This is a genomic window from Streptomyces sp. NPDC033178 (assembly GCF_055577685.1).
Map to the genome: position 1 here is coordinate 73,999 of NZ_JBVIPT010000008.1, position 22,739 is coordinate 96,737.

General features: G+C 70.2%; 24 protein-coding genes. 13 read left to right on the forward strand and 11 right to left on the reverse strand.

Annotated features, from left to right (window positions below; translation table 11 throughout):
- Nucleotides 1–300 precede the first annotated feature (300 nt).
- The 9 genes from hemL to ACZ5VQ_RS20960 all read left to right on the forward strand — a co-directional run bounded on the left by hemL (nt 301) and on the right by ACZ5VQ_RS20960 (nt 10,312).
- Nucleotides 301–1,674 carry a glutamate-1-semialdehyde 2,1-aminomutase gene (hemL, locus tag ACZ5VQ_RS20920; RefSeq protein ID WP_469106200.1) on the forward strand — a complete coding sequence of 458 codons (1,374 nt, stop codon included), beginning with the start codon at nt 301–303 and terminating at the stop codon, nt 1,672–1,674.
- On the forward strand, nt 1,671–2,345 hold the full coding sequence (locus ACZ5VQ_RS20925) for a histidine phosphatase family protein (protein ID WP_469106201.1): 675 nt from the start codon (nt 1,671–1,673) through the stop codon (nt 2,343–2,345). Before hemL ends, ACZ5VQ_RS20925 begins: the two co-directional genes overlap by 4 nt.
- A gap of 303 nt (nt 2,346–2,648) precedes the next feature.
- Nucleotides 2,649–3,941: a polysaccharide deacetylase family protein gene (locus tag ACZ5VQ_RS20930; protein ID WP_469106202.1), complete on the forward strand. Its 1,293-nt coding sequence runs from the start codon at nt 2,649–2,651 to the stop codon at nt 3,939–3,941.
- A 101-nt stretch (nt 3,942–4,042) separates the two neighbouring features.
- Nucleotides 4,043–4,732 carry a TlpA family protein disulfide reductase gene (locus tag ACZ5VQ_RS20935; protein ID WP_469106203.1) on the forward strand — a complete coding sequence of 230 codons (690 nt, stop codon included), beginning with the start codon at nt 4,043–4,045 and terminating at the stop codon, nt 4,730–4,732.
- A gap of 6 nt (nt 4,733–4,738) precedes the next feature.
- Complete coding sequence (locus ACZ5VQ_RS20940; protein WP_469106204.1) at nt 4,739–5,506, forward strand: cytochrome c biogenesis CcdA family protein; 768 nt, start codon at nt 4,739–4,741, stop codon at nt 5,504–5,506.
- 3 nt (nt 5,507–5,509) lie between these two features.
- Nucleotides 5,510–7,483, forward strand: coding sequence for a cytochrome c biogenesis protein ResB (resB, locus tag ACZ5VQ_RS20945; protein WP_469106205.1), 1,974 nt, complete (start codon nt 5,510–5,512; stop codon nt 7,481–7,483).
- Entirely contained in the window at nt 7,480–8,583 is a 1,104-nt protein-coding gene (gene ccsB, locus ACZ5VQ_RS20950) for a c-type cytochrome biogenesis protein CcsB (RefSeq protein ID WP_362088109.1), read from the forward strand. Before resB ends, ccsB begins: the two co-directional genes overlap by 4 nt.
- A gap of 80 nt (nt 8,584–8,663) precedes the next feature.
- The gene (locus tag ACZ5VQ_RS20955; protein WP_469106206.1) at nt 8,664–9,290 is read left to right on the forward strand and encodes an RNA polymerase sigma factor; all 627 of its coding nucleotides are present in this window, start codon (nt 8,664–8,666) and stop codon (nt 9,288–9,290) included.
- Entirely contained in the window at nt 9,287–10,312 is a 1,026-nt protein-coding gene (locus ACZ5VQ_RS20960; RefSeq protein WP_469106207.1) for a CU044_5270 family protein, read from the forward strand. The genes ACZ5VQ_RS20955 and ACZ5VQ_RS20960 overlap by 4 nt, the downstream gene beginning before the upstream one ends.
- Before the next feature lie 28 nt (nt 10,313–10,340).
- On the opposite strand, the gene ACZ5VQ_RS20965 is transcribed toward ACZ5VQ_RS20960, so the two are convergent.
- The 3 genes from ACZ5VQ_RS20965 to ACZ5VQ_RS20975 form a co-directional block, all read right to left on the reverse strand.
- Nucleotides 10,341–11,444: a hypothetical protein gene (locus ACZ5VQ_RS20965; protein ID WP_469106208.1), complete on the reverse strand. Its 1,104-nt coding sequence runs from the start codon at nt 11,442–11,444 to the stop codon at nt 10,341–10,343.
- A 157-nt stretch (nt 11,445–11,601) separates the two neighbouring features.
- On the reverse strand, nt 11,602–12,552 hold the full coding sequence (locus ACZ5VQ_RS20970) for an isopenicillin N synthase family dioxygenase (protein ID WP_469106430.1): 951 nt from the start codon (nt 12,550–12,552) through the stop codon (nt 11,602–11,604).
- 115 nt (nt 12,553–12,667) lie between these two features.
- Nucleotides 12,668–13,117 (reverse strand): nucleoside deaminase, encoded by a 450-nt coding sequence (locus tag ACZ5VQ_RS20975; RefSeq protein ID WP_469106209.1) that lies wholly within the window; start codon nt 13,115–13,117, stop codon nt 12,668–12,670.
- A gap of 67 nt (nt 13,118–13,184) precedes the next feature.
- On the opposite strand from ACZ5VQ_RS20975, the gene ACZ5VQ_RS20980 reads away from it, so the two are divergent.
- Both ACZ5VQ_RS20980 and ACZ5VQ_RS20985 read left to right on the forward strand, forming a co-directional pair.
- Nucleotides 13,185–13,445: a YqeB family protein gene (locus ACZ5VQ_RS20980; RefSeq protein ID WP_469106210.1), complete on the forward strand. Its 261-nt coding sequence runs from the start codon at nt 13,185–13,187 to the stop codon at nt 13,443–13,445.
- Between the two features lie 175 nt (nt 13,446–13,620).
- Nucleotides 13,621–14,277, forward strand: coding sequence for a DUF6518 family protein (locus ACZ5VQ_RS20985; protein WP_469106211.1), 657 nt, complete (start codon nt 13,621–13,623; stop codon nt 14,275–14,277).
- 78 nt (nt 14,278–14,355) lie between these two features.
- Here ACZ5VQ_RS20985 and ACZ5VQ_RS20990 read toward each other — a convergent pair whose 3' ends face one another.
- The 7 genes from ACZ5VQ_RS20990 to ACZ5VQ_RS21020 form a co-directional block, all read right to left on the reverse strand.
- Nucleotides 14,356–15,117, reverse strand: a complete 762-nt coding sequence (locus ACZ5VQ_RS20990; protein WP_469106212.1) for a VOC family protein — start codon at nt 15,115–15,117, stop codon at nt 14,356–14,358.
- A gap of 89 nt (nt 15,118–15,206) precedes the next feature.
- The gene (locus tag ACZ5VQ_RS20995; RefSeq protein ID WP_469106213.1) at nt 15,207–15,650 is read right to left on the reverse strand and encodes a GNAT family N-acetyltransferase; all 444 of its coding nucleotides are present in this window, start codon (nt 15,648–15,650) and stop codon (nt 15,207–15,209) included.
- Between the two features lie 281 nt (nt 15,651–15,931).
- On the reverse strand, nt 15,932–16,924 hold the full coding sequence (locus tag ACZ5VQ_RS21000; RefSeq protein ID WP_469106214.1) for an aldo/keto reductase: 993 nt from the start codon (nt 16,922–16,924) through the stop codon (nt 15,932–15,934).
- Between the two features lie 91 nt (nt 16,925–17,015).
- A complete protein-coding gene (locus ACZ5VQ_RS21005; RefSeq protein WP_469106215.1) occupies nt 17,016–17,498 on the reverse strand; it encodes a nuclear transport factor 2 family protein in 483 nt (160 codons plus the stop codon).
- A 179-nt stretch (nt 17,499–17,677) separates the two neighbouring features.
- Nucleotides 17,678–18,472, reverse strand: a complete 795-nt coding sequence (locus ACZ5VQ_RS21010; protein ID WP_469106216.1) for an ABC transporter permease — start codon at nt 18,470–18,472, stop codon at nt 17,678–17,680.
- Between the two features lie 53 nt (nt 18,473–18,525).
- The gene (locus ACZ5VQ_RS21015; protein ID WP_469106217.1) at nt 18,526–19,494 is read right to left on the reverse strand and encodes an ATP-binding cassette domain-containing protein; all 969 of its coding nucleotides are present in this window, start codon (nt 19,492–19,494) and stop codon (nt 18,526–18,528) included.
- A 90-nt stretch (nt 19,495–19,584) separates the two neighbouring features.
- Nucleotides 19,585–20,259 carry a DUF4097 family beta strand repeat-containing protein gene (locus ACZ5VQ_RS21020; RefSeq protein WP_469106218.1) on the reverse strand — a complete coding sequence of 225 codons (675 nt, stop codon included), beginning with the start codon at nt 20,257–20,259 and terminating at the stop codon, nt 19,585–19,587.
- Nucleotides 20,260–20,485: 226 nt separating this feature from the next.
- Between ACZ5VQ_RS21020 and ACZ5VQ_RS21025 the strand changes: the two genes are divergently transcribed.
- Complete coding sequence (locus ACZ5VQ_RS21025; protein ID WP_469106219.1) at nt 20,486–21,217, forward strand: GbsR/MarR family transcriptional regulator; 732 nt, start codon at nt 20,486–20,488, stop codon at nt 21,215–21,217.
- Between the two features lie 12 nt (nt 21,218–21,229).
- Here the strand turns inward: ACZ5VQ_RS21025 and ACZ5VQ_RS21030 are convergent, their stop codons facing one another.
- Nucleotides 21,230–22,237, reverse strand: coding sequence for a quinone oxidoreductase family protein (locus tag ACZ5VQ_RS21030; RefSeq protein WP_469106220.1), 1,008 nt, complete (start codon nt 22,235–22,237; stop codon nt 21,230–21,232).
- Between the two features lie 125 nt (nt 22,238–22,362).
- Between ACZ5VQ_RS21030 and ACZ5VQ_RS21035 the strand changes: the two genes are divergently transcribed.
- Entirely contained in the window at nt 22,363–22,689 is a 327-nt protein-coding gene (locus tag ACZ5VQ_RS21035; RefSeq protein WP_362087980.1) for an ArsR/SmtB family transcription factor, read from the forward strand.
- Nucleotides 22,690–22,739 lie beyond the last annotated feature (50 nt).

Below are 22,739 nucleotides of genomic sequence, written 5' to 3' on the forward strand. Positions count from 1 at the left end.
CCGCCGAAACGTGCGTTGAAACACTTGTCCGTCGCCGTGGAGAGACCCCACGCGTGTGAAGTCAACTATCCCCGAGAACGGCACCTTCAGGGAGTCTAGGTAGTTCGCGCTCGCGGTGACCAACGAAGAGTGGAGCGGCGCGCGGTATCGCGTCACAGCAGGGTATACCGTTCCCGAGCCGATTAGCAGATATCGGTGAAATCGGGCATCCGGAGTCAGGGGTTCGGGCGGGAGCCCCCGTGGTCGGAGACCAAAGGGGCAGAGCCTGGGCGACCCGCCCCTGGCCGTACGCTGAAGGGCATGGCAGAGGCGAACAACATCTCCGGCGGTGCGTCACCCGAGGTGCCCGAAGTGGGGGAGGCCGTCCCCTACCCCTATGAGGCCCCGGTCTCGCAGACCCTTTTCGACCGTGCGGCGGCCGTCACGCCCGGTGGCGTGAACTCTCCCGTCCGCGCGTTCCGGGCCGTGGGCGGTACGCCCCGGTTCATGGTGTCCGGCAACGGTCCCTACCTGACGGACGCCGACGGGAGGGAGTACGTGGACCTGGTCTGTTCCTGGGGGCCGATGATCCTCGGCCATTCCCGTCCCGAGGTGATCGCGGCGGTCCAGGATGCCGTGTCCCGAGGCACTTCCTTCGGTACGCCGGGGGAGGGCGAGGTCGCACTCGCCGAGGAGATGGTCGCGCGGATCGAGCCCCTCGAACAGGTGCGGCTCGTGTCCAGCGGGACCGAGGCCACCATGTCCGCGATCCGGCTGGCCCGCGGCTTCACCGGCCGCGCCAAGGTCGTGAAGTTCGCCGGCTGCTACCACGGGCACGTGGACGCGCTGCTCGCCGCGGCCGGCTCCGGCGTCGCCACCTTCGGGCTTCCCGACACCCCGGGCGTCACCGGTGCCCAGGCCGGGGACACCATCGTCCTGCCGTACAACGATCTCGACGCCGTGCGCGAGGCCTTCCGGGCCCACCCCGGTGAGATCGCCTGCGTCATTACGGAGGCTTCGCCCGGGAACATGGGTGTGGTGCCGCCCGGCCCCGGGTTCAACCAGGGGCTCAAGGACGTCTGTGCCGAGGGCGGCGCGCTGTTCATCTCCGACGAGGTCATGACCGGCTTCCGGACCAGCAGGGCCGGCTGGTACGGCGTGGACGGCGTCACCCCCGACCTCATGACCTTCGGCAAGGTCATGGGCGGCGGCTTCCCGGCCGCCGCGTTCGGCGGGCGGAGGGACGTGATGGCGTACCTCGCGCCCGCGGGTCCCGTCTACCAGGCAGGCACCCTGTCCGGGAATCCGGTCGCGACCGCCGCCGGGCTCGCGCAGCTGCGGCTGCTCGACGACGCCGCGTACGTCAAGGTCGACGCGGTGTCCGAGCAGATCCGTACGCTCGTTGCGGACGCCCTCACCAAGGAAGGTGTGGCGCACCGGCTGCAGAACGCGTCCAACATGTTCTCCGTCTTCTTCACCGAGACGGAGGTACGCAATTACGAGGACGCGAAGGCGCAGGAGTCGTACCGCTTCACCGCCTTCTTCCACTCGATGCTGGCGCAGGGTGTCTACCTGCCGCCGTCCTCGTTCGAGTCCTGGTTCGTGTCGACGGCGCACGACGAACGGGCGGTTCAGCGGATCGCCGACGCCCTTCCGGCGGCGGCACGGGCAGCAGCGGAGGCCACGGCAGCATGAGTGACATCACCGTCGTACACGTGATGCGGCACGGCGAGGTCGCCAACCCGGACGGGGTTCTGTACGGGCGACTCCCGGGCTACCGCCTGTCCGAGCTCGGGCAGCAGATGGCCGAGCGGGTCGCCGAGCACCTCGCCTCGCGGGACATCACCCATGTCGTCTCCTCGCCGCTGGAGCGGGCGCAGGAGACGGCCACACCGATCGCCAAGTCGCACGGCCTTGAGCTCGCGACCGACGGTCGGCTGATCGAGGCCGAGAACATTTTCCAGGGCAAGACCTTCGGGGTCGGGGACGGTGCGCTGCGCCGGCCCGAGAACTGGAAACACCTCGTCAACCCGTTCAAGCCCTCCTGGGGTGAGCCGTACGTGGACCAGGTCGTGCGGATGATGGGGGCGCTCGATGCCGCGAAGGACGCGGCTCGGGGGCATGAGGCCGTGTGCGTCAGCCATCAGTTGCCGATCTGGATCGTGCGGTCCTATGTGGAGCGGCGGCGGTTGTGGCACGACCCGCGGAAGCGGCAGTGCACGTTGGCGTCGCTGACGACCTTCACGTACCAGGACGACAGGATCGTGTCCGTCGGCTACAGCGAGCCTGCGCGGGACCTTGTGCCTGCGCATCTGCTGGCCGGGGCCAAGCCGGTGAAGGGTAAGTCCAAGGCCTTCGGAGCGTAGGCACTCCGTGCGTCGGCCGGTATGTGATGTGCGGGTCGGTGGGGCTTGTTGCGCCCCGCGGCGGAGCCGCAAATTGTCACAGCCCCGCGCCCCTAACGGGCGCGCCAATGCCCGAGCCCGCCGATAAGGAGCCGTCTTGCCGAGACGGTGAATCGGTCCGTCGCGTTCCGGTGTGTCCGTTACAGGTTCATCTTCGGATAGTCACCGAAATATGTGCGTGTGACCGGGAACCCCCGTGTTCGTCGTGCCCTCTAACCCGGTGTCCATTCGACATGGGCACAGGGCACGACGAATGGGGACGGAATGCGCGACATCAGCCGAAGGGGAGCGCTGGGGCTCGGGGCCGGGGCCGCGGCCGCGATGGGACTCGCGGGCTGCGGTACCGCACTGGGAGACGGCTCCGGCGGGGTCGGGGGTTCCGGAAACCGTGGCAACGGCGGAAACAAGCGTGGCGAACGCCCCGTACGCCCCATCGGTGACGGTTCCACCTCCTTCACCGGGAAGCAGCCGAAGCAGCCCGGTAGGCCCCGGCCCCTCGAACCCGGCGAGACCCCGCCGCAGTTCGTCGTCTTTTCCTGGGACGGCGCGGGTGACGTGGGCAACGGCCTCTTCGAGCGATTCCTGAAACTCTCCGAAGAGCACGACGCGAGCATGACGTTCTTTCTCTCCGGCCTCTATCTGCTTCCCGAGTCGAAAAAGCGCAAGTACCTTCCGCCGAACAACGCGCCGGGCGCGTCCGACATCGGTTATCTGACGGACGACCACATCAGGTCGACGCTGAAGAACGTCCGGCGGGCCTGGCTTGACGGCCACGAGATAGGCACGCACTTCAACGGTCACTTCTGCGGCGGCAGCGGCACGGTCGGCAACTGGACGCCCGCCCAGTGGAAGAGCGAGATAGCCCAGGCGAAGTCCTTCGTGAAGGAGTGGCGTACGAACACGGGCTGGAGCGAGGCCGAGGTGCCCGCGCTGCCCTTCGACTACGAGAAGGAACTCATCGGCGGCCGCACGCCCTGTCTGCTCGGCCAGAGCAACCTGCTGCCCACCGCCCGCGAGCTCGGCTGGCGCTACGACGCCTCCTCGCCCGGCGGTACCCAGGTCTGGCCCAGGAAGAACGGCGGCCTCTGGGACCTGCCGCTCCAGGCGATCCCCTTCCCCGGCCACACCTTCGAGGTCCTCTCGATGGACTACAACATCCTCGCCAACCAGTCGGTCAACTCCACACAGGCGCCGCCCGCCAACTACCCGGCCTGGCGCGAGCAGGCGACCAACTCGTACATAGCTGGCTTCAAGCGGGCATACGAGACGAATCGCGCCCCCTTCTTCGTCGGCAACCACTTCGAGGAGTGGAACGGCGGCATCTACATGGATGCCGTCGAGGGCGCGCTGAAGCACATCGCCGGCAAGAAGGACGTACGCCTGGTGTCGTTCCGGCAGTTCGTGGACTGGCTCGACGCGCAGAACCCGGCCGTCCTGGAGAAGCTGAGGTCCCTTGGTGTGGGGCAGGAACCGGTCGGTGGCTGGAACGGGTTCCTCGGCGATGTCGGCACGAACTCCGCGAACGGGTCGGAGAAGGGCTCGCACAAGGCCGCCTGACGGCCGCCGGGGCCAGTGCTCGAAATGGCGTCTGACATGCGGGTTTCCGCCTGCGAGGGGGGTGGGCAAGATCCTCGGAACGGACATGCGAAACTTTTCACATGAGTGCCGCCAGCCGCGCCCCCCAGCGCTCGATCCGGACCCCTCAGCGCACGAACCGTACGAACCGGGCCCACGGCCGTGGTCGCAGCCAGAGCCGCAGCCGTAGTCATGGCCGCGCCGTCCTGCTGACCGGCGGGGCCGTCGTCGCGGCGCTGCTGCTGTCCGCGTGCGGCTCCGGGGGCAAGTCCGGAGGGACCGGCAACACCGGCTTCGTCACCGGCTCCGACGGCATCGCGACGGTCAAGCAGGGCAGCCGGGTCGTGGCTCCCGAACTGTCGGGCAAGACCATAGACGGCAAGCAGCTCGACGTCGCCGACTACCAGGGCAAGATCGTCGTCCTGAACGTCTGGGGCTCCTGGTGCGGCCCGTGCCGCCTGGAGGCGAAGAACTTCGTCAAGGTCTCCGAGGACCTCAAGGACCAGGGCGTGCAGTTCGTCGGCATCAACACCCGCGACACCAGCACCAGTCCGGCGATCGCCTTCGAGAAGGCGCACGGCGTCACGTACCCGAGCCTGTACGACCCGACGGGCAAGCTGATGCTCCGCTTCAAGAAGGGCACGCTCAACCCGCAGACGATCCCCTCCACGCTCGTGCTCGACCGGGACGGCAAGGTCGCCTCCCGCTCGCTGTCGGCGCTCAGCGAGGCGAGCCTGCGCAAGATGCTCAAGCCGATCCTCGCGGAGAAGTGACGGCTCGTGTCCCTTCTCGTAGCCGCGGGCACCGACCCCAACCAGACCGTCCTCACCGGGGCGCTGGTGCTCGCCATCCCGATCGCCGTACTCGGCGGGCTCGTCTCCTTCTTCTCACCGTGCGTACTGCCGCTCGTGCCCGGTTATCTGTCGTACGTCACCGGCGTCGGCGGCACCGACCTGGGTGACGCCAAGCGTGGGCGGATGGTGGCGGGCGCCTCTCTCTTCGTGCTCGGCTTCTCCGCCGTGTTCGTCTCCGGCGGTGCCCTCTTCGGGTACTTCGGGTCGACGCTGCAGGAGCACCAGAGCGTCCTCTCCAAGGTGCTCGGCGGACTCATGATCGCCATGGGCATCTTCTTCCTGGGCCTGATGCCCTGGCTCACCCAGCGTGAATTCCGCTTCCACAAGCGGCCGGTGGCCGGTCTCGTCGGGGCCCCGGTACTCGGCGCGCTCTTCGGGATCGGCTGGACGCCCTGCATCGGACCGACGCTCGCGTCCGTGAACGCGCTCGCGTTCGACCAGGCGAGCGCCGGGCGTGGGGCCATACTGACGGTCGCGTACTGCGTCGGTCTGGGCGTGCCCTTCGTCCTCGCGGCCGTCGCGTTCCGCAAGGCGCTCGGCGCCTTCGGCTGGGTCAAGCGCCACTACGTGTGGGTGATGCGCGTCGGCGGCGGAATGATGATCGCGACCGGTCTGCTGCTGCTGACCGGCGCGTGGGACAGCATCGTGCAGGAGATGCAGGGCTGGTCCGACGGCTTCACGGTAGGGGTCTGATCGATGGGCACGACACGGGACACGGACGTGCGGACCGGTGAGGCGGCCGGTCGGACGGCCGGTGAGACGACCGGTCAGGAGAACGACGCCGCCGCGACCGACACCGCCGCGGCTCGGGACGCGGGCGAACTCGGCGCGGCCGGGGCGCAGCTGTCCACCGCGCCCCGGGACACGGTCGTACCGGGCTCCTTCGGCGGTGTGCGCGCCCCCGGCGCGGCGGGATGGCTGGCGTGGACCGGCCGCGAGATCGTCGGCTGGACCCGCTGGTTCTGGCGGCAACTGACCTCCATGCGGGTCGCGCTGATCCTGCTCTTCCTGCTGTCGCTCGGCGCGATCCCCGGGTCCCTGATCCCGCAGACGGGCCAGGACGAGACCAAGGTCGCCGACTTCATGAGCCGGCACGAGACCCTGGGGCCCATCTACGAGAAGCTCGGCCTCTTCAACGTCTACAGCTCGGCGTGGTTCTCGGCGATCTACATCCTGCTGTTCATCTCGCTCATCGGCTGCATCGTGCCCCGCACCTGGCAGTTCGTGGGCCAGCTGCGCGGCAGGCCGCCGGGCGCCCCGCGACGGCTGAACCGGCTGCCCGCGTACACCACGTGGCGCACAGAGGCCGAGCCCGAGGCGGTCCGCGAGGAGGCCCTGAAGCTGCTGACGCGGCGGCGCTTTCGCGCGCATGCCGCCGGGGACGCCGTCGCCGCCGAGAAGGGCTACCTCCGGGAGGTCGGCAACCTCGCCTTCCACATCGCGCTGATCGTGATGCTGATCGCCTTCGCCTGGGGCCAGCTGTTCAAGTACGAGGGCAACAAGCTGATCGTCGAGGGCGACGGCTTCGCCAACACCCTCACGCAGTACGACGACTTCAAGTCCGGCAGCCTCTTCAGCACGGACGACCTGGAGCCGTTCAGCTTCGTCCTGGACAAATTCAACGGCACGTACGAGCCGAGCGGGCCCAACAAGGGCACCCCGCGCACGTACGAGTCCGATGTCACCTACAGCGAGGGTGCCGACGGCAAGGAGAAGCAGCGGACGATCAAGGTCAACGAGCCGCTGAACATCGACGGCACGAAGGTCTACCTCGTCAGCCACGGATACGCGCCCGTCGTCACCGTCCGGGACGGCAAGGGCGACGTCGTCTACCGCCAGGCCGTGCCGCTGCTGCCGCTCGACTCCAACGTCACCTCCACCGGTGCGATCAAGGTCATGGACGGCTACCGCGACGCCCGGGGGAAGAAGGACCAGCTCGGCTTCCGGGCCTTCTTCCTTCCGGCCTACGGCGGGGCGAACACCGCGGTGGTCTCGCAGTTCCCGGCGCTGCTCAACCCGGTGCTGAACCTGGAGGCCTTCCACGGCGACCTCGGCGTCGACTCGGGCCTCCCGCAGAGCGTGTACCAGCTCGACAAGAAGAACATGAAGGGCTTCAAGGACTCCAAGGGCAAGCAGCTCAGGGAGAACCTGAAGCCCGGCGAGACCATGAAGCTCCCGAACGGCGCCGGCTCGATCACCTTCGAGAAGGAGATCAAGGAGTGGGCCGGCTTCCAGGTCACCGAGCAGCCCGGCTCCGGCTGGGCCCTCGCCGGAGCCCTCACCGCCATCTTCGGCCTCGCCGCCTCCCTCTTCATCCAGCGCCGCCGCGTCTGGGTCCGCGCCACCGCCGGTCCCGACGGCGTCACCGTCGTCGAGATGGCCGGCCTCGGCCGCAGCGAGTCCGCCAAGGTCCCGGAGGAACTGGGCGACCTGGCCGGGATCCTGTACGACCTGGCCCCGGGCGCACCGGACACTCCGGACGACACGTCCGACGACACCCCGGACACCGACGCCGACACGGCCGCCAACACCAAGTCGGAGCCGGACTCGGAGCCGGACTCGGACCCGGACCCGGACCCGGACCCGGACCCGGACTCGGACCCGGAAACAAAGACCTCCACCCCCGAACCCCCCGCCGTACCTGCCGCCGAAGGGGCTGAGACCAAGTGACTCTCGCCGCCGCAACCGAGCTCGCCGCCGCGACCAACGAAAACCTCGCGAACCTCAGCAACACGCTGATCTACTCCGCGATGGCCGTCTACACGCTGGCCTTCTTCGCGTACATCGCCGAATGGCTCTTCGGCAGCCGCAGCAAGGTCGGCCGGACGGCCGCCGCGCTGACCGCGGACAAGGACGCCAAGAAGGCGGCGGCTCCCGCGGTCACCGTGAAGAACGCGGGCGGAACCGCCGTACTGGAACGGCCCAAGGTCGTCACGCGGGCCGCACCCGGCTCCCGGGACGTGCCGGACGGGCCCGGCGCGCACGGCGGGGACGAGCAGGGGGACCTCTACGGTCGTATCGCCGTGTCCCTGACCGTGCTCGCCTTCCTCATCGCGTTCGGCGGTGTGCTCGCACGGGCTCTGTCGGTGCAGCGGGCGCCGTGGGGCAACATGTACGAGTTCAACATCACCTTCTCCACCGTCGCCGTCGGTGTGTATCTCGCGCTGCTCGCGATGAAGAAGAACGTCCGCTGGATGGGCCTCTTCCTGGTGACCACGGTCCTCCTCGATCTCGGTCTCGCCGTCACTGTCTTGTACACCGCCAGCGACCAGTTGGTTCCCGCCCTCCACTCGTACTGGCTCTACATCCACGTCTCCACCGCGATCTTCTGCGGTGCCGTCTTCTACGTGGGCGCGGTCGGCACGATCCTGTACCTCTTCAAGGACTCGTACGAGAACAAGCTGACGACCGGCGGAAAGCCCGGCCGTTTCGCCACGTCCGTCATGGAGCGGCTGCCCGCGTCGGCGTCGCTGGACAAGTTCTCGTACCGCGTGAACGCCGCCGTCTTCCCGCTGTGGACGTTCACGATCATCGCGGGCGCCATCTGGGCGGGCGACGCGTGGGGCCGCTACTGGGGCTGGGACCCCAAGGAGACCTGGTCCTTCATCACCTGGGTCGCGTACGCCTGCTACCTGCACGCCAGGGCCACGGCCGGCTGGAAGGGCCGCAAGGCCGCGTACATCGCGCTCATCGCCTTCGCCTGCTGGCTGTTCAACTACTACGGCGTGAACATCTTCGTCACCGGCAAGCACTCCTACGCGGGCGTCTGACACCCTCGTACGACCCGAGGCCGGTTCCATGTGACGCACGTCACGGGAACCGGCCTTCGTCGTACGGACAGGTGGGGGACGTGGAGACGAATCAGGGGGACCGCCCGAGCCGGCGGGAGTTGCGCACTCGCATACGGGCAGGGGACGCGGAGGCGTTCGGCGGGCTCTTCGACGCGTACGCGCGCTCCGTCTACAACCACGCGTTCCGGCTGACGGGGGACTGGTCGGGGGCCGAGGACATCGTGTCGCTGACGTTCCTGGAAGCCTGGCGGCTGCGGGAGCGGCTGGACGCGGAGGGCGGTTCGCCGCGGCCGTGGCTGCTCGGCATCGCCACGAACGTGGCCCGCAACACGCGCCGGGCCGCCCGGCGTCACACGGCGGCGGTGGCACGGCTGCCGCCCGCCGAGGCCGAGCGCGACTTCGCCGACGAGGTCGCCGCCCGGATCGACGACGCGGAGTACCTCAGGTCCGTACGCGTCGCCGTCGACCGGCTGCGCCGACCCGAGCGCGAGGTGCTCGCGCTGTGCGTCTGGGGCGGCCTCGACTACGCGGCCGCCGCGGAGGCGCTCGGCATCCCGGTCGGCACGGTGCGCTCCCGGCTCTCCCGGGCGCGTACGAAGCTCGCGGCGGAACTCGCCGACGGGCGCGGACAGGTGAGGGATGGCCACCCGTCCGTGGCCGGGCCCATCCAGGAGGGGAACCAGTGAGCACGATTCCCGAGAAGGACCTCCCGCCGGGCCGTCACCGCGTCCTGAGGGAGCATCTGATGCGCGAGATCAACGGGGAGACCCCGCCCGAGCCCGTACGAAGGATCTGGCGCCGCCCGGCCTTCGTGGCCCCGGTGGTGGCCGCGGCCCTTTCGGTCGCCGTCGTCATCGGGGCCAGCGTGACCCGGGACGCGGCCTCGGACGGGCCGCCCAGGCCGCACTCCGGGGCATCGGACCGCCCGGAGCGCAGGAGTTCGGAGAGCCCGGCCCATCTGCTGGAGCGGGTCGCCGTGGCCGCCGCGAAGCTGCCGACCGGGGTCGAGGGGGACGAGTTCGTCTACACGAAGACCGACAACTACCACTGGAAGATGGACCCCGACAAGACGGTCTCGGACTGCCCCAGGACCTTGGAGGGCCACGACTACGGCGTACGGGAGCGCTGGGAGTCCGTCGACGGTCAGCACGTGGGCCTGTCGCGGGAGCACAAGTCCGGCGGCGGTGTGGTGGAGCGGCCGATCGCCGAGCAACTGCCCGGGAAGCACACGGTCAACTTCTACGAGCAGGCCGAGGAACTCCCCACCGACACGGAGGGGATGCGCCGCTGGCTCTACGGGCTCGACCCCGGTGAGAAGCCCTCCGGCAAGCGGGCCGCCGACGTGGCCGCCTTCAAGAAGGCCGGCGAACTGCTCACCGGCAGCCTCCTGCCGCCGAAGACCGCCGCCTCGCTCTACCGGGCCGTCTCGAAGATCCCCGGGCTGATCGTCCTCGAAGGAGCCCGGGACGCGGCGGGCCGCACGGGGGTGGCCGTCGCCATGGACGGAGTCGCCGCCATCGGCTTCGGTCAGGGCGAGTCCCGCTCCGAGCTGATCTTCGACGAGAAGACCCTCGACTACATGGGCGAGAGCACGGTCAACCTCGCCGCTCCGAAACACCGGTGCGACTCCCTCGCGGCGGGCGACCTCGTCGGCTCGGTCGCCATCCTGGAGCGGGCTGTCGTCGACAGGAAGGGCGAGCAGCCGTAGGACTCGGGGGACCGGCACCCGCTCCCCCTCACCGCCCGCCCTCCACAGCCTGTGGAGAAGGTGCGGCGGGCGGCGGCAGCGGTACGAGCAGGGCCCGGGACGAGACCGTGCCGCCGGGCTCCCAGCCGGTGGCGCGGGCCACCTCGGGCAGGGCGCGGCGCGCGGCGTTGCGCAGTGAGGGGTGGCCGTCGCCGCGCAGGCCCGCGAAGAACGCCACCCGGTCGGCGATGCCGTCGGCCCGGTCCCGCAGTACCGGGCCGATCAGCCCGACACCGGCCATGGCCTGGACGTTGTCGACGAGGACGACCGGACGTCCGGGCCGGTGCGTGCGCTGTACGGCACCGGTGTAGGCGTCGTCGAGGTCGGCCAGCATGGCCCGTACGAGATACCGCTCGGCGTGGGTGCGGGAGTCGCCGCCCGCCCTGAAGTGCCCGGAGAGCAGGATGAGCCCGAGCTTCGGGTTGCCGCCCGCGCTCGGGCAGTCGCGGTACCAGGTGGCCGCCTTCCTCAGTCGGCGGTGGGTGGGCGTGACGCCCTCCGAGAAGACCTCCAGGGTCGCCTCGATGATCGGCTCGACGACCGACCCCGCGCCGGACAGCGCGTCGACCAGTCTGGTCGACACCCGGCCGACCCGGCGGCCGGTGAATCCGGCGGCCCAGGAGCCGGTGTCGTTGAGGAGCAGGATCCGCTCGGCCTCCTGGCGGATGCGGGGCAGGTCCCGGTCGCGCCAGCCGCCCGCGGCCACCGCCAGCAGCCCCGCCGTGAGCCGCGGGAAGGCGATCCGCCCGGCGCCCGCGACCGGCTCGGCGAGCTGCTCGGCGATCGTCAGGACGGCCTGCGAGACGGGCGACCAGGCCTCGCCGGGCCGCCGCGCCGGGGGCCGCGCGAAAAGCTCGTCCTCGCAGTCGATCAGCGCGAGGGGCGTGTGCCCCTCGTAGGCGGCGCGGAGTTCGCCGAGCACCGCGCTCTTGCCGAGCCCGGGCCCGCCGGTGAACACCACGAACGGCGGCTCGTTCGCGTACTCCAGAGGAGTCGGCCCGTGCTGGAACGGGCACAGGCCCACGAGCCGTGCGACGAGGCCGGGCGGATGCGTGTCGAACAGCGCCCCTCGGCCGTGCAGCCCACTGTGCACCGCATCTCCCCCTGGGGCGGTCCGGTTCTCCGTGCTGTTGAGAGGTGTATCAACAGCAGCGCGGAGAGGGGGAGTTGATTCGGACTAGGCCGCATGATGTCCGTCGGCTTGCGAAAGTGTCGCCGCGGTTGGCGGAGAGTGATCGCGGAATCGGTTGTCAGACCACTGTGATCGAGTCCAGTTTCGCCCGCAGATACGTGTGCGAGTCCACCGGCTCGTGGGCCACCCGTCCCACCGGTGCCGGGACGGACTCGACGACGGTGCCCGGGGTGCACTCGCCGAAGTAGACGAGGGACATCAGCTCCTCGGCGGGGGCGTCGGCGGGCGGCGGCAGCACGCGGTGACGGCCGGAGCGCCACCGGTCTCCCGTCCAACGGGCCATCAGGTCACCGATGTTGATGGTGAAGGCCTCCGGGTCGAAGGGTGCGTCCTCCCAGCCGCCCTCGTCCGTGTAGACCTGCAGGCCGCCCTTGCCGGCCTGGCGGTCGAGGATGGTGACCGTGCCGAAGTCGGTGTGCGGGCCGATGCGGAACTGGCCTTCCTCGGGCTCGCCGACGACCTCCGTACCCGGGTACCAGTTGATGTTGAAGCCGTAGGTCGGGTGGTCCATGTGCCTGGTGAAGAAGTCGGGCTCCAGGCCCAGGGCTTCGCCGAGCAGGGCGAGGAGGTGGTTCTCCAGCTCGGCCATCCGGACCAGGTACTCCTCGCACAGCGCCCGGAGCCCGGGTGCCTCCGCGGGCCAGACGTTCGGCGCGCACCACTCCGCGTCGATCTCCGGGTCGCCGAAGGGCTCGTCGGTCGCGAAGGACAGGGACTCCTTGAGGTCGGGCGGGGTCTCCGTGCCCTCCGAGTAGCCGTTGGCCTCGGCACCCGGGCCGAGCCAGCCGCGGCCACCGACCTTGACGGCGTACGGCTGCTTCACCTCGGCGGGTAGCCGGAAGAAGGTGCGGGCGGCCTCGCGGATCTCCGCGCGGAGGGCGGGATCGACGCCGTGGCCGGTCACCAGGAGGAAGCCGGCGGTCTGGAGCGCGGAGTCGACCGTACGCGCGATCTCCTCGCGAGCCGCCGGGTCGCCGGAGACCCAGGGCCTCAGATCGACGGTCGGGATTCGGGGCGTACCGGGTGTGCGGGGCGTACCGGGGGTTCGGGGCCTACCAGGGGTACGGGGACCAGTGGGGCTACTGGGACTGCCGGGGCCGCTGAGACCGCTGGGGGTGGTGGCGTCACTCACCGATGTCCTCATTCCACAACTCGGGTCGGTCCTTGATGAAGTCGCGCATCAGGGCGGTGCACTCGGGGTCGTCAAGGAGCACGATCTCGACGCCGTGCTGGGCGAGCCAGTCGTGCCCGCCGTGGAAGGTCTCGGCCTCCCCGACGACGACCCGCGAGATCCCGAACTGCCGGACGAGACCGCTGCAGTACCAGCAGGGGGAGAGCGTGGTCACCATCGTCGTGCCCCTGTACGTACGCTGCCGTCCCGCGTTCCGGAAGGCGGCAGTCTCCGCGTGCATCGACGGGTCGCCGTCCTGGACGCGCCGGTTGTGCCCGCGCCCCAGCAGGGTGCCGTCCGCTCCGTACAACGCGGCCCCGATGGGGATACCGCCCTCGTCAAGCCCCGTGCGTGCCTCCTCGACAGCGGTGACCAGCCATGCGCGTGCCTGTGCCTGATCCATGTCTTCCACTCTCCTTCGGCCGGTATACCGGGGCAACGTGCGGAAAGTACCCGGTGGGCGACCAAAGTTGCGGACACGGAGACCATCGGCCGACGACCGGAAGGTCGTGCCGCTGGGCCTGCTGCTCGGGTTCACCGCCGTGTACGAGTCCCTGACGGCGCGTATCTCCGACAGCGGTGTCGTCCTCACCGTCAAGGACGTGGACCGGGAGTTCACGCACGACGAGATCGCCCTGGCGTGCCGGGACGGCAAGCAGCTCGTGCTGGTCGCCCCGGACGGCGGGGAACGCCCGGGAGAACTGCGGCCTCCCCTGGCGCCGCCTCGCTGAGGCCTTCACCGCGCACGGATACGACTGGGGGGCGCCACAGCGGTCCTAGGGCGCCGGAGCCCCCGCCGCGAGCGGAGGAAGGAGCAAGGAGCAAGGGGGAAGGGGGAAGGGGGAAGGGCAGGGGCAAGGAGGAAGGCTATACACCGCGCGTATACGTCGTGTGTATAGTGCGGGCATGTCTACCGGAACCGTGCCCCGTCGCGACACCTCCGCCGGCGTCCTCACCGCTACGGCGACCATGACCGCGACCGCTGCCTTCGGGCTGCTGCTCGGCTGGGCGACGTACGGGCTGCACGGGACGACGCCCCTGCTGGAGCGGGCGACCAACTCGGTGTCCACCTGGATCATCTGGACCGCCGCGGCCGGTGCCCTGATACGTACCCGGTCGCTCGCCGTCTGGGGCGGGGCGTTGATGATGCTCGCCACCTGCGGCAGCTACTACGCGGCGTCCACGCTCGGGGACACGTTCGGGGCCGGAGGGCTCGGAACCGCCGCCGTGTGGTCGGTGGCGGGGCTGGCCGGAGGGCCGTTGCTGGGGTGGGCCGGGTGGACGGTCCGGCGCGGGCGGGGAGACGTGCGGGCGGTGGCCGGGGCGCTCGTCCCGATGGTGGTGCTGGGGGAGGGGCTCTGGCTGGGTCTGGCGCTCGGCTACTGGGGAGAGGCGGTCGTCTTCCTGGCTGTCGGCGCGCTGCTCACCGCTCTCCTGACCGTCTACCTGGCGCGCGCCGGGGTGCACCGCTACTGGCTGTGCGCCGTGCTAGCTCCCTTGAGCGGTCTCGCCTTCTACCTCGCCGAGAAGGTCGTCCTCGACGGCCTTCTCGGATCGGTGTGACCGCGTCCGACGCCGTCTGACTCCGTACGACTCTGTACGACGCCGTACGACGCCGTACGACTCCGTCCGCTCCGCGCTCTAGGCGGGCCTGGTGATGACCGAGAACTCCACTCCGAAGGGGTCCTTGAGGGTGGCGCTCCGGCCGTACGGGGTGTCCTCGGGGGTGTCGGCGGTGCCGCCCGCGGCGACGGCACGCCCGACGACGGCATCCGTGTCGGCCACCTCGAACGTGGTCGCCCAGACGGACCTGGGGGCGACCGGGAAGCCGAAGATGCCGCCGATCTCGTGGCCGTCCGGGCGGCGCAGGAACGTGAAGTCGAGGTCCGGGAGGGTCTTGTTGAGGTCCAGGGTGTAGTCGAACACGGCCGTGTAGAAGGCCCGGGCGGGTTCGGGGTCCGGGGTGACCAGGTCGTTCCGTACGAGCGAGTCGGGCTCGTTGACGACCTCGCAGCCGACGTGGGCCCGCGCCTCCCAGAGGCCGAAGCGGGCCCCGACCGGGTCCTCGGCGAGGGCCGCGCGGCCGTGTTCCCCGATGTCCGTCGGAGCCGTGAGCACGGATCCGCCCGCGTCGGCGACCCGCTTGGCGGTGCCGTCGCAGTCCGCCGTCGCGAAGTACATGGTCCAGCCGGGGTTCGGGGTGGCCGGGGCGGCCTGCGCGATGGCCGCGACCGGGCGTCCGCGCAGCAGGCACACCGTGCCGAGGCCGGTCTCCGCGGAGTCCGGTGCGTACTCCCATCCGAAGAGCGCGTTGTAGAACTCCAGCGCGCGTTCGAGGTCCGGCACCCGGAGGTCGATCCACGTGGGCGTACCGTCCGGCTGGATGGTGGTGACGAGGCTCATCGGGGGCTCCCTGGTCGGTCGACGGAGTCGGTGAGCCCGACGATAGGAGCCGTGTAGGCCAGATCATGTCCTACACGGCCGGCCAGGACTCATGCCAGCCGCAGATCGATCCACAGCGCGCTCTCGCCCGGCAGGGTGTACCGGTCGAACTCGACGAATCCGTGCCGTTCCGCGAACCGCAGTCCTTCCGTGTTGGCGGCCAGGACGACGGTCTCGATCCGCCGGGCGCCGAGTTCGCGGGCTTGCCCGAGCGCCCGTACGTAGAGCTGCTCGCCGAGTCCCTGGTGGCGGTGGCCGGGGAGTACGCGGGCGATCACGGTGGTCGTCGCCGTGTCGTCCGTGGGCGGGCGCACCGTCGTACACCCGACGAGAACGCCGTCGAGGTAGGCGACCTCCAGGTGATTCCGCCCGGCCCGTTCCCGCACCTCGTCGAGGTCCATGGCGGCCGGCGGCACGATCACGTTGTGAACGTGCCGCCAGTCTTCGAGCAGGGGCTCGGTAGTGTCGACCCGCTCGATACGAAGATCAGTCATGGCAGCAGAGAATCCCCGCGAGCGGGCAAGCGTCAACCGGGTTCTTCGCCCTCGCCGCCCCTACCCGTCCCGTCCCCTGGGGGCTCCGCCCCCAGACCCCCGTATCGCGCTGAACGCGCTCGTCCTCAAACGCCGGACAGGCTGGTAGTCAGCCCCTCCGGCGTTTGAGGAGCGGGGGTTCGGGGGCCGGCCCCCGAAAAGGGACGATGGGGGTCCCCCCGCTCGAGCGAAGCCGAGAGTGGGGGAGGGTAGGGGCGGCGGGGGCGAAAAAGGTACTCGCCTTACGCCGGCGTCGGTGCACCCTCAGGCAGCAACCCCGCCGTCTTCACCGCCGTCCAGAAGTCCCCGGGGACAGGGTGGTTGAAGAGAGACACGGTGTCTGCCACCTCCGCGGGCGAGCGGGCGCCGACGACCACGCTCGTGACCGCGGGGTGGCCGAGCGGGAACTGGACGGCCGCCGCGAGGGGCGGGACGTCGAAGGCCGTGCAGATTCGCCTCAATGCCCCGATGCGCGAGGCCAGTTCGGCCGGAACCGACGCGTACCCGTGCGGAGCACCCGGCCGGGGATCGGCCAGCAACCCCGACTGGTAGACCCCCGCGGCCATGACGGCCACCCCCCGCTCGGCACACAGCGGCAGCAACTCGTCGAGCCCCGACTGGTCGAGGAGGTTGTACCGCCCGGCCAGCAGCACGCAGTCGGGCCCGGGCGCAGCCGCCTCCCGCAGGAAACGCGCCGCCACGGGCGCGTGGTTGACGCCGAGGGAGACCGCGCCGACGACACCCTCGGCCCGCAGATCGGCCAGCGCGCGATACGCCTCGCCCACCGCGGCCCCGAAGTCCTCGTCGGGATCGTGGACATGGAGGACGTCGATCCGGTCGAGCCCCAACCGCCCCAGGCTCTCCTCGACCGACCGCAGCACCCCGGCGTACGAGTAGTCGAGCCGCGGCCCCACCCCGGCCGGCGGGTCCGCCCAGATCGGCTGGGTGTCCGGCCCGCCCGGTTCGATGAGCCGCCCCACCTTGGTGCACAGCACGTACGCGTCACGGGGCCGCGACGCGAGGGCCGCGCCCGTACGGGTCTCCGAGCGGCCGTACCCGTACACGGGAGCCGTGTCGAAGAGTCGTACGCCCGACTCCCAGGCGGTGTCGATGGTGGCGGCCGCCTGTTCCTCGGGCACCGGCTCGAACAGGCCGCCCAGGGAGGCGAGTCCCAGCCCGAGTCGGCTGACCTGAAGTCCCGTGCGTCCCAGTGGTACGAGGTCGTCGGCTCTCATCACCAACCTCTCCCCACGACACGACCCGTCTAACGCAACACGCCTACCAACACGCCTACCAACACACCTACCAACACACCTACCAACACACCTACTGGGACAGCGCGGTCACCACCGCGGGCAGGCGGCCCATGGCATGCGCCACGCCGAGTCCGTCCATGTAGTCGCGGACATGTGTGATCAGGCCGTCGTGGACCCGGATCACCAGCAGGCCGGGGAAGCTGAAGGACCGGCCGGTCGTGGTCACGGTCCCGGTGACGACCTGCTCGACGGTGATCACCTCGGGGTCGGTGCTGTCGTGCACGACGACGTCACGGATCTCCCGCGGTCGCGCCGGGCTCGCGCCCCAGGCCGCCCGGTAGCCGGCACGTACCTCCTCGCGCCCCTCGTACCGCTCGGGCATGCCGGGGAAGAGGAACGGGAACTCGTGGACGGCGTCCACCGCGTAGAGGTCGGCCAGGTCGTCCGCGGAACTGTCGAGCATCGCCTGCTGATAGCGGGCCAGGACCTCGCGGGGGCTGGGGCTGGGGCGGGGGCCGGAGCCGGGGGAGTTCACGGCTGCTGTGTCCGGCATGGCGTCGGTCTCCGTTCGTTCGGGTCTCCAACCAGTCTCCGGTCTCCGACGGTCACGCCGCGTCGGTCTCGCCGATCTCGCCGAGGACGCCGACAGGGCGGCGTACGCCGACGTGGTGTCGGAGTGCGCCGCCCTGGGGCGGGACGAGTTGCGGGAGGTGGCCCGCGCTGTCACGGCGGTTACTTCGGGTCGCTGTTGAACTTCGCGGTCGACCAGAAGTAGCCGAGCACCGCGAGACCCAGGCACCACCCGACGGCGAGCCAGCCGTTGTGGCCGATCTCGGTGCCGAGCAGCAGGCCCCGCAGGGTTTCGATGGCCGGTGTGAAGGGCTGGTACTCCGCGATCGGTTGGAACCAGCCGGGCATGGAGTCGACCGGGACGAAGGCGCTGGAGATCAGGGGCAGGAAGATGAGCGGCATCGCGTTGTTGCTGGCGGCTTCGGCGTTCGGGCTGATCAGGCCCATGCCGACCGCGATCCAGGTGAGTGCCAGGGCGAAGAGCACGAGCAGTCCGAACGCCGCCAGCCACTCCATGGCGGTCGCGTCCGTGGACCGGAAGCCGATGGCCACGGCGACGGCCCCGACGAGGACCACGCTGATGACCGACTGCAGCACGCTGCCCACGACGTGTCCGACGAGTACCGAAGGGCGGTGGATCGCCATCGTGCGGAAGCGGGCGATGATGCCCTCGGTCATGTCGTTGGAGACGGACACCGCGGTGCCGATGGTCGTGCTGCCGATGGTCATCAGCAGCAGACCCGGGACGAGATACGCGATGTACGCGGACCGGTCCGGGCCGCCGCCACCGCCTATACCCGCGCTCATCGTGTCGCCGAAGACGTACACGAAGAGCAGCAGCAGCATGATCGGGGTGAGCAGCAGGTTCAGGGTGAGGGAGGGGTAGCGCCGCGCGTGCAGGAGGTTGCGGCGCAGCATCGTGGACGAGTCGCGTACGGCGAGGGAGAGGGGACTCATCGGGCGGTCTCCTTGGTCTGGGCGGGCAGAGCGCTCTGGGCGGGCTGGGCGTTCTAGGCGCTCTGGGCGGGCTGGTTGGGCTGGTTGGGGACGTTGGCCGGGCCGGTGAGGGCGAAGAACACGTCGTCGAGGTCGGGGGTGTGCACGGTGAGTTCGTCGGCCTCGATGCCGGCCGCGTCGAGCCAGTCGAGGATGGAGCGCAGTTCGCGCTGGCTGCCGTCGCTGGGGATCTGGAGGGAGAGTGCCTCGTCGTTCCGGGTTGCCTCATGCAGGGCGAGGGCGGCGGTCTGGTACGTGTCCGGGTCTTCGAAGCGCAGTCGTACGTGTCCGCCGGGGATGAGGCGCTTGAGTTCGTCGGCGGTGCCTTCGGCGGCGATCCTGCCGTCGTTGAGGACGGCGATGCGGTCGGCGAGTTCGTCGGCCTCTTCCAGGTACTGGGTGGTGAGGAAGACGGTCACTCCGCCCGTGACGAGTTCGCGGATGATCTGCCACATGTTGTGGCGGGAGCGTGGGTCCAGGCCGGTGGTGGGTTCGTCGAGGAAGATGATTCTCGGGTTGCCGACCAGGGTCATGGCGATGTCCAGGCGGCGTTTCATGCCGCCGGAGTAGGTGGAGGCGGGCTTCTTCGCGGCTTCCAGCAGGTCGAAGCGTTCCAGGAGTTCGGCGGTGACCCTGCGTCCCTCCTGCTTGGACAGGTGGTGCAGGTCCGCCATGAGGAGCATGTTCTCCTCCCCGGTGATCAGGCCGTCGACTGCGGAGAACTGGCCGGTGACACCGATCGCCGCCCGCACCGCCTGGGGGTCGGCGGCCAGGTCGTGGCCGCCGATGTGGACGTCGCCGGTGCCCGGGCCGGCGGAGATGAGGGTGGAGAGGATCTTCACGGCGGTGGTCTTGCCGGCGCCGTTCGGGCCGAGCAGGGCGAAGACCGTTCCTTCGGGGACGGCCACGTCGACGCCGTCGAGCACGGTCTTGTCGCCGTAGGACTTGCGCAGCCCGTTCGCCGCGATGGCCAAGTCGGTCATGATGATTGCTCCTTCAGAGCTGCGGAGGGTGAAGTCGTCCAGGGACAGCGGATGTTGATGTCGTCCAGAGGCTGCGGACGATGTGGTCGCTCAGAGGCTGCGGGCGGTGATGTCGCCGTAGGCGGTGGTCGCGCGGATGGTGAGGGCGGCGTCGGCGCCGTCGGTGTTCTTGAGTGCGTTGTTGATCCGGCCGTAGGTGGTGCCCGCGTCCAGGGAGGCGGAGACTCCGCGTGCGGCGCCGACCGAGATCTCGCCGGCTTCGGTGCGCAGCTCGACCGTGCCGCGTACGGCCTCGGCGATGTGGATGCCGCCCTTCTGGGTGCTGATCTCCGCGTCGCCGCCCAGGCGGCCGACCGCGACGTCGCCCGCGAGGAGGGTGAGTCGGGCGCTCGCGGTCTCGTCGAGCTTGACCGAGCCCTGCGCGCCCTCGAAGGCGACGTCACCGAGCCGTCCGACGCCCCGGAACTCGGCACTGGCCGTCTTCGCCTCGACACGGGAGCCGACGGGCAGCTGGACGGTCACCTCGACGGATCCGGAGTGGCCGAGGATCCGGTTCTTCGCCGGTGAGGCCTTGATCCGCAGGACGCCGTCGTCGCCGTACGCGACCTCGGTCTGCTCGGCCGCTTTCAGGTCGCGGCTGTTCGAGGCGTCCGCCGGCAGGACCTCGACCGTGGTGTCGGCCCGGTCGGCGGCGATGAGCCGGATGCGTCCCGCGGGGATGTCGAGAACGGCGGAGATCGCGGCGGGGGTGTCGAACTTCTGCATGGTGTTCTCCTCTTGCGCTGCTGGTTTCTGACAACCGAAACGCTACGTTGCGTTCATGAATCGCGCAATGAGGTTGTTGCACTTGAATCGCATCAGTGCAGCTGAGAGTGTAATTATCGTTGCAACGGCCTGAGATTTAATGCAACGCAAGCGGTATTGCTCGTTGCATTGGGCTGCGAGTGAACGCTATGCTGGAGGCGTCAAGGAAGCATGAAAGGGGACCGCGATGCCGGGAGGCAGACTCACCCAGCAGGAACGTCAGCAGATCGGGCTGGGGCTGGCCGACGGGCTCGCCTACGCGGAGATCGCCAGGCGTCTGGACCGTCCGACCTCGACGATCACGCGCGAGGTCATGCGCAACGGCGGCCCCACCGCCTACCGCCCCGACCTGGCACACCGCGCCACCGAGCGCCGCGCCCACCGGCGCAGGCCGGCCGAGCCCCGGGGGTCGGAGGCGCCCCCGCAGGCCCATGGGCGCGACGCGGAAGCCGTGCGCGAGTACGAGGAGACGTTCACCACCGTCTTCATGCAGCAGGGCCTGCCCAAGATGATGTCCCGGGTGCTGGCCTGCCTCTTCACCAGCGACGCGGGCAGCCTCACCGCGTCCCAACTCGTCCAGCGTCTCCAGGTCAGCCCGGCGTCCATCTCCAAGGCGATCACGTTCCTGGAGAGCCAGGACCTCGTCCGCCGGGAGCGCGACGAAAGCCGCCGCGAGCGGTACACGGTCGACGACGACGTCTGGTACCAGTCGATGGTGGCCAGCGCCCGCGGCACCATCCAACTCGCCGAGACCGCACGGCAGGGCGTCGGCATCCTCGGCCCCGACACCCCGGCCGCCGCCCGCCTCGAAAACATCGCCCGCTTCCTCGACTACGTGAGCGAGAGCCTCATCCGCGCCGCGGACCAGGCCCGCGAGGTCCTCCACACGAAACCCGAGTCGACCGTTCCTGAAGGCTGAGCGGGAGCCCGGTCATGCGACCCGCAGCAACAGCTTCCCCGTGCTCGTCCGCCCGCCCATCAGCCGGTGCGCCTCGGACGCCTCCTCCAGCGGGAACTCCGCGGTCACCGGCAGGGACACGACTCCCTCCGCCACGGCCGCGAACGCCTTCTCCGTCAGGGCCCGCAGAGCGCCCGGCGCCGTCTGGGCCAGGGTCAGGATGGAGAAGCCGGAGACCGACAGGCCGGTCGGGTACAGCTCCGGCTGCCCGACCCGCCACGGCTCGGCCGAGCTCGCGTTGCCGAACGACACCAGGCGCCCGAAGACGGCCAGGGAGGCGAGGGACGCCCTGAAGGTCTCGCCACCGACCGGATCGAGGGCCAGGTCGACGCCCCGGCCACCCGTAGCCGCACGAACCTCGTCCACGAACCCCGCGGAGGCCGTGGAGTTGGTGGAGTTGGTGGACGGGGCGACGAACACATCGTCGTAGCCGTGGTCCAGCGCGTGCTTCGCCTTCGCCGCACCCGACACCACCCCGAACGCCCCGGAGGCCCCTGCCGCCTTCGCCAACTGCCCCACCGCCGTGCCGACTCCGCCCGCCGCGCCCTGTACGAGCACCGTCTCACCGGGCTGCAGCCGGCCCACCGCGTGCACGAGGGCGTACGCGGTCGGCAGGACCGTGGGCAGCGTCGCGGCCGTACGGAGGTCCACGCCGGACGGCAGCGGGAAGACCGTCGCCGCGTCGGCCACCACCACGTCCGCGTACGCGCCGCCGTTCGTGAGGGCCGCCACCTCCTGGCCCACCTCGACACCCGACACGCCCCGGCCGAGCGCCCGGACCCGGCCCGAGACCTCAAGGCCGGGGACGAACGGCAGCGACGGTACGCGGTAGCCCTCGCCCCGCGCCTTGAGGTCGGCGAAGTTCACCCCCGTGTACGCCACGTCCACGCTCACCTGGCCGGGGCCCGGCTCGGGTACCTCCGTCTCCACCGTCCTGAGGACCTCGGGACCGCCGTACTCCTGGACCTGAACCGCGCGCATGCCACACTCCCCGGCCGACTGTTCAATGAAAAGCGAACACTCCGGAGTGTATGGTTTTCGTCGAACACTCGGCAAGGCGGAAACGACCTTGCTCAACGGGGACCTTGCTCGACGGGGAGGCGGACATGGTGGAACGCGTCAGTCACCGGGCGGCCCCCGAGCACACCCACCCCGAAGAGGTCCCGGTCCTGACCGCCCTCGCCGCCCTCTCCGATCCCGTACGCATCACGCTCGTACGGGAGCTGGCGGGGTCCCCCGTCTGGACGCGCAGCTGCGGAAGCTTCGACGTGCCGGTCGGCAAGGCGGCCCTCAGCCATCACTTCTCGGTGCTGCGCGGCGCCGGACTCGTGGAGCAGCGCGACGAGGGGCCCAAGCGCGTCAACCGCCTCCGCCGCGAGGAGTTCGACGCCCGCTTCCCGGGGCTCCTCGCCCTCGTCCTGCGCGAGGACTGACCCGTACGTCTTCCCGCGCGAGGGCGGCCCGGCGGCCCACCCGATGGGCG

Coding starts and splice junctions, on each gene's coding strand:
- hemL (WP_469106200.1), top strand. CDS start 301: ATGGCAGAGGCGAACAACATCTCCGGCGGTGCGTCACCCGAGGTGCCC.
- ACZ5VQ_RS20925 (WP_469106201.1), top strand. CDS start 1,671: ATGAGTGACATCACCGTCGTACACGTGATGCGGCACGGCGAGGTCGCC.
- ACZ5VQ_RS20930 (WP_469106202.1), top strand. CDS start 2,649: ATGCGCGACATCAGCCGAAGGGGAGCGCTGGGGCTCGGGGCCGGGGCC.
- ACZ5VQ_RS20935 (WP_469106203.1), top strand. CDS start 4,043: ATGAGTGCCGCCAGCCGCGCCCCCCAGCGCTCGATCCGGACCCCTCAG.
- resB (WP_469106205.1), top strand. CDS start 5,510: ATGGGCACGACACGGGACACGGACGTGCGGACCGGTGAGGCGGCCGGT.
- ACZ5VQ_RS20975 (WP_469106209.1), bottom strand. CDS start 13,117: ATGGATCAGGCACAGGCACGCGCATGGCTGGTCACCGCTGTCGAGGAG.
- ACZ5VQ_RS20985 (WP_469106211.1), top strand. CDS start 13,621: ATGTCTACCGGAACCGTGCCCCGTCGCGACACCTCCGCCGGCGTCCTC.
- ACZ5VQ_RS20990 (WP_469106212.1), bottom strand. CDS start 15,117: ATGAGCCTCGTCACCACCATCCAGCCGGACGGTACGCCCACGTGGATC.
- ACZ5VQ_RS20995 (WP_469106213.1), bottom strand. CDS start 15,650: ATGACTGATCTTCGTATCGAGCGGGTCGACACTACCGAGCCCCTGCTC.
- ACZ5VQ_RS21000 (WP_469106214.1), bottom strand. CDS start 16,924: ATGAGAGCCGACGACCTCGTACCACTGGGACGCACGGGACTTCAGGTC.
- ACZ5VQ_RS21005 (WP_469106215.1), bottom strand. CDS start 17,498: ATGCCGGACACAGCAGCCGTGAACTCCCCCGGCTCCGGCCCCCGCCCC.
- ACZ5VQ_RS21010 (WP_469106216.1), bottom strand. CDS start 18,472: ATGAGTCCCCTCTCCCTCGCCGTACGCGACTCGTCCACGATGCTGCGC.
- ACZ5VQ_RS21015 (WP_469106217.1), bottom strand. CDS start 19,494: ATGACCGACTTGGCCATCGCGGCGAACGGGCTGCGCAAGTCCTACGGC.
- ACZ5VQ_RS21020 (WP_469106218.1), bottom strand. CDS start 20,259: ATGCAGAAGTTCGACACCCCCGCCGCGATCTCCGCCGTTCTCGACATC.
- ACZ5VQ_RS21025 (WP_469106219.1), top strand. CDS start 20,486: ATGCCGGGAGGCAGACTCACCCAGCAGGAACGTCAGCAGATCGGGCTG.
- ACZ5VQ_RS21030 (WP_469106220.1), bottom strand. CDS start 22,237: ATGCGCGCGGTTCAGGTCCAGGAGTACGGCGGTCCCGAGGTCCTCAGG.
- ACZ5VQ_RS21035 (WP_362087980.1), top strand. CDS start 22,363: ATGGTGGAACGCGTCAGTCACCGGGCGGCCCCCGAGCACACCCACCCC.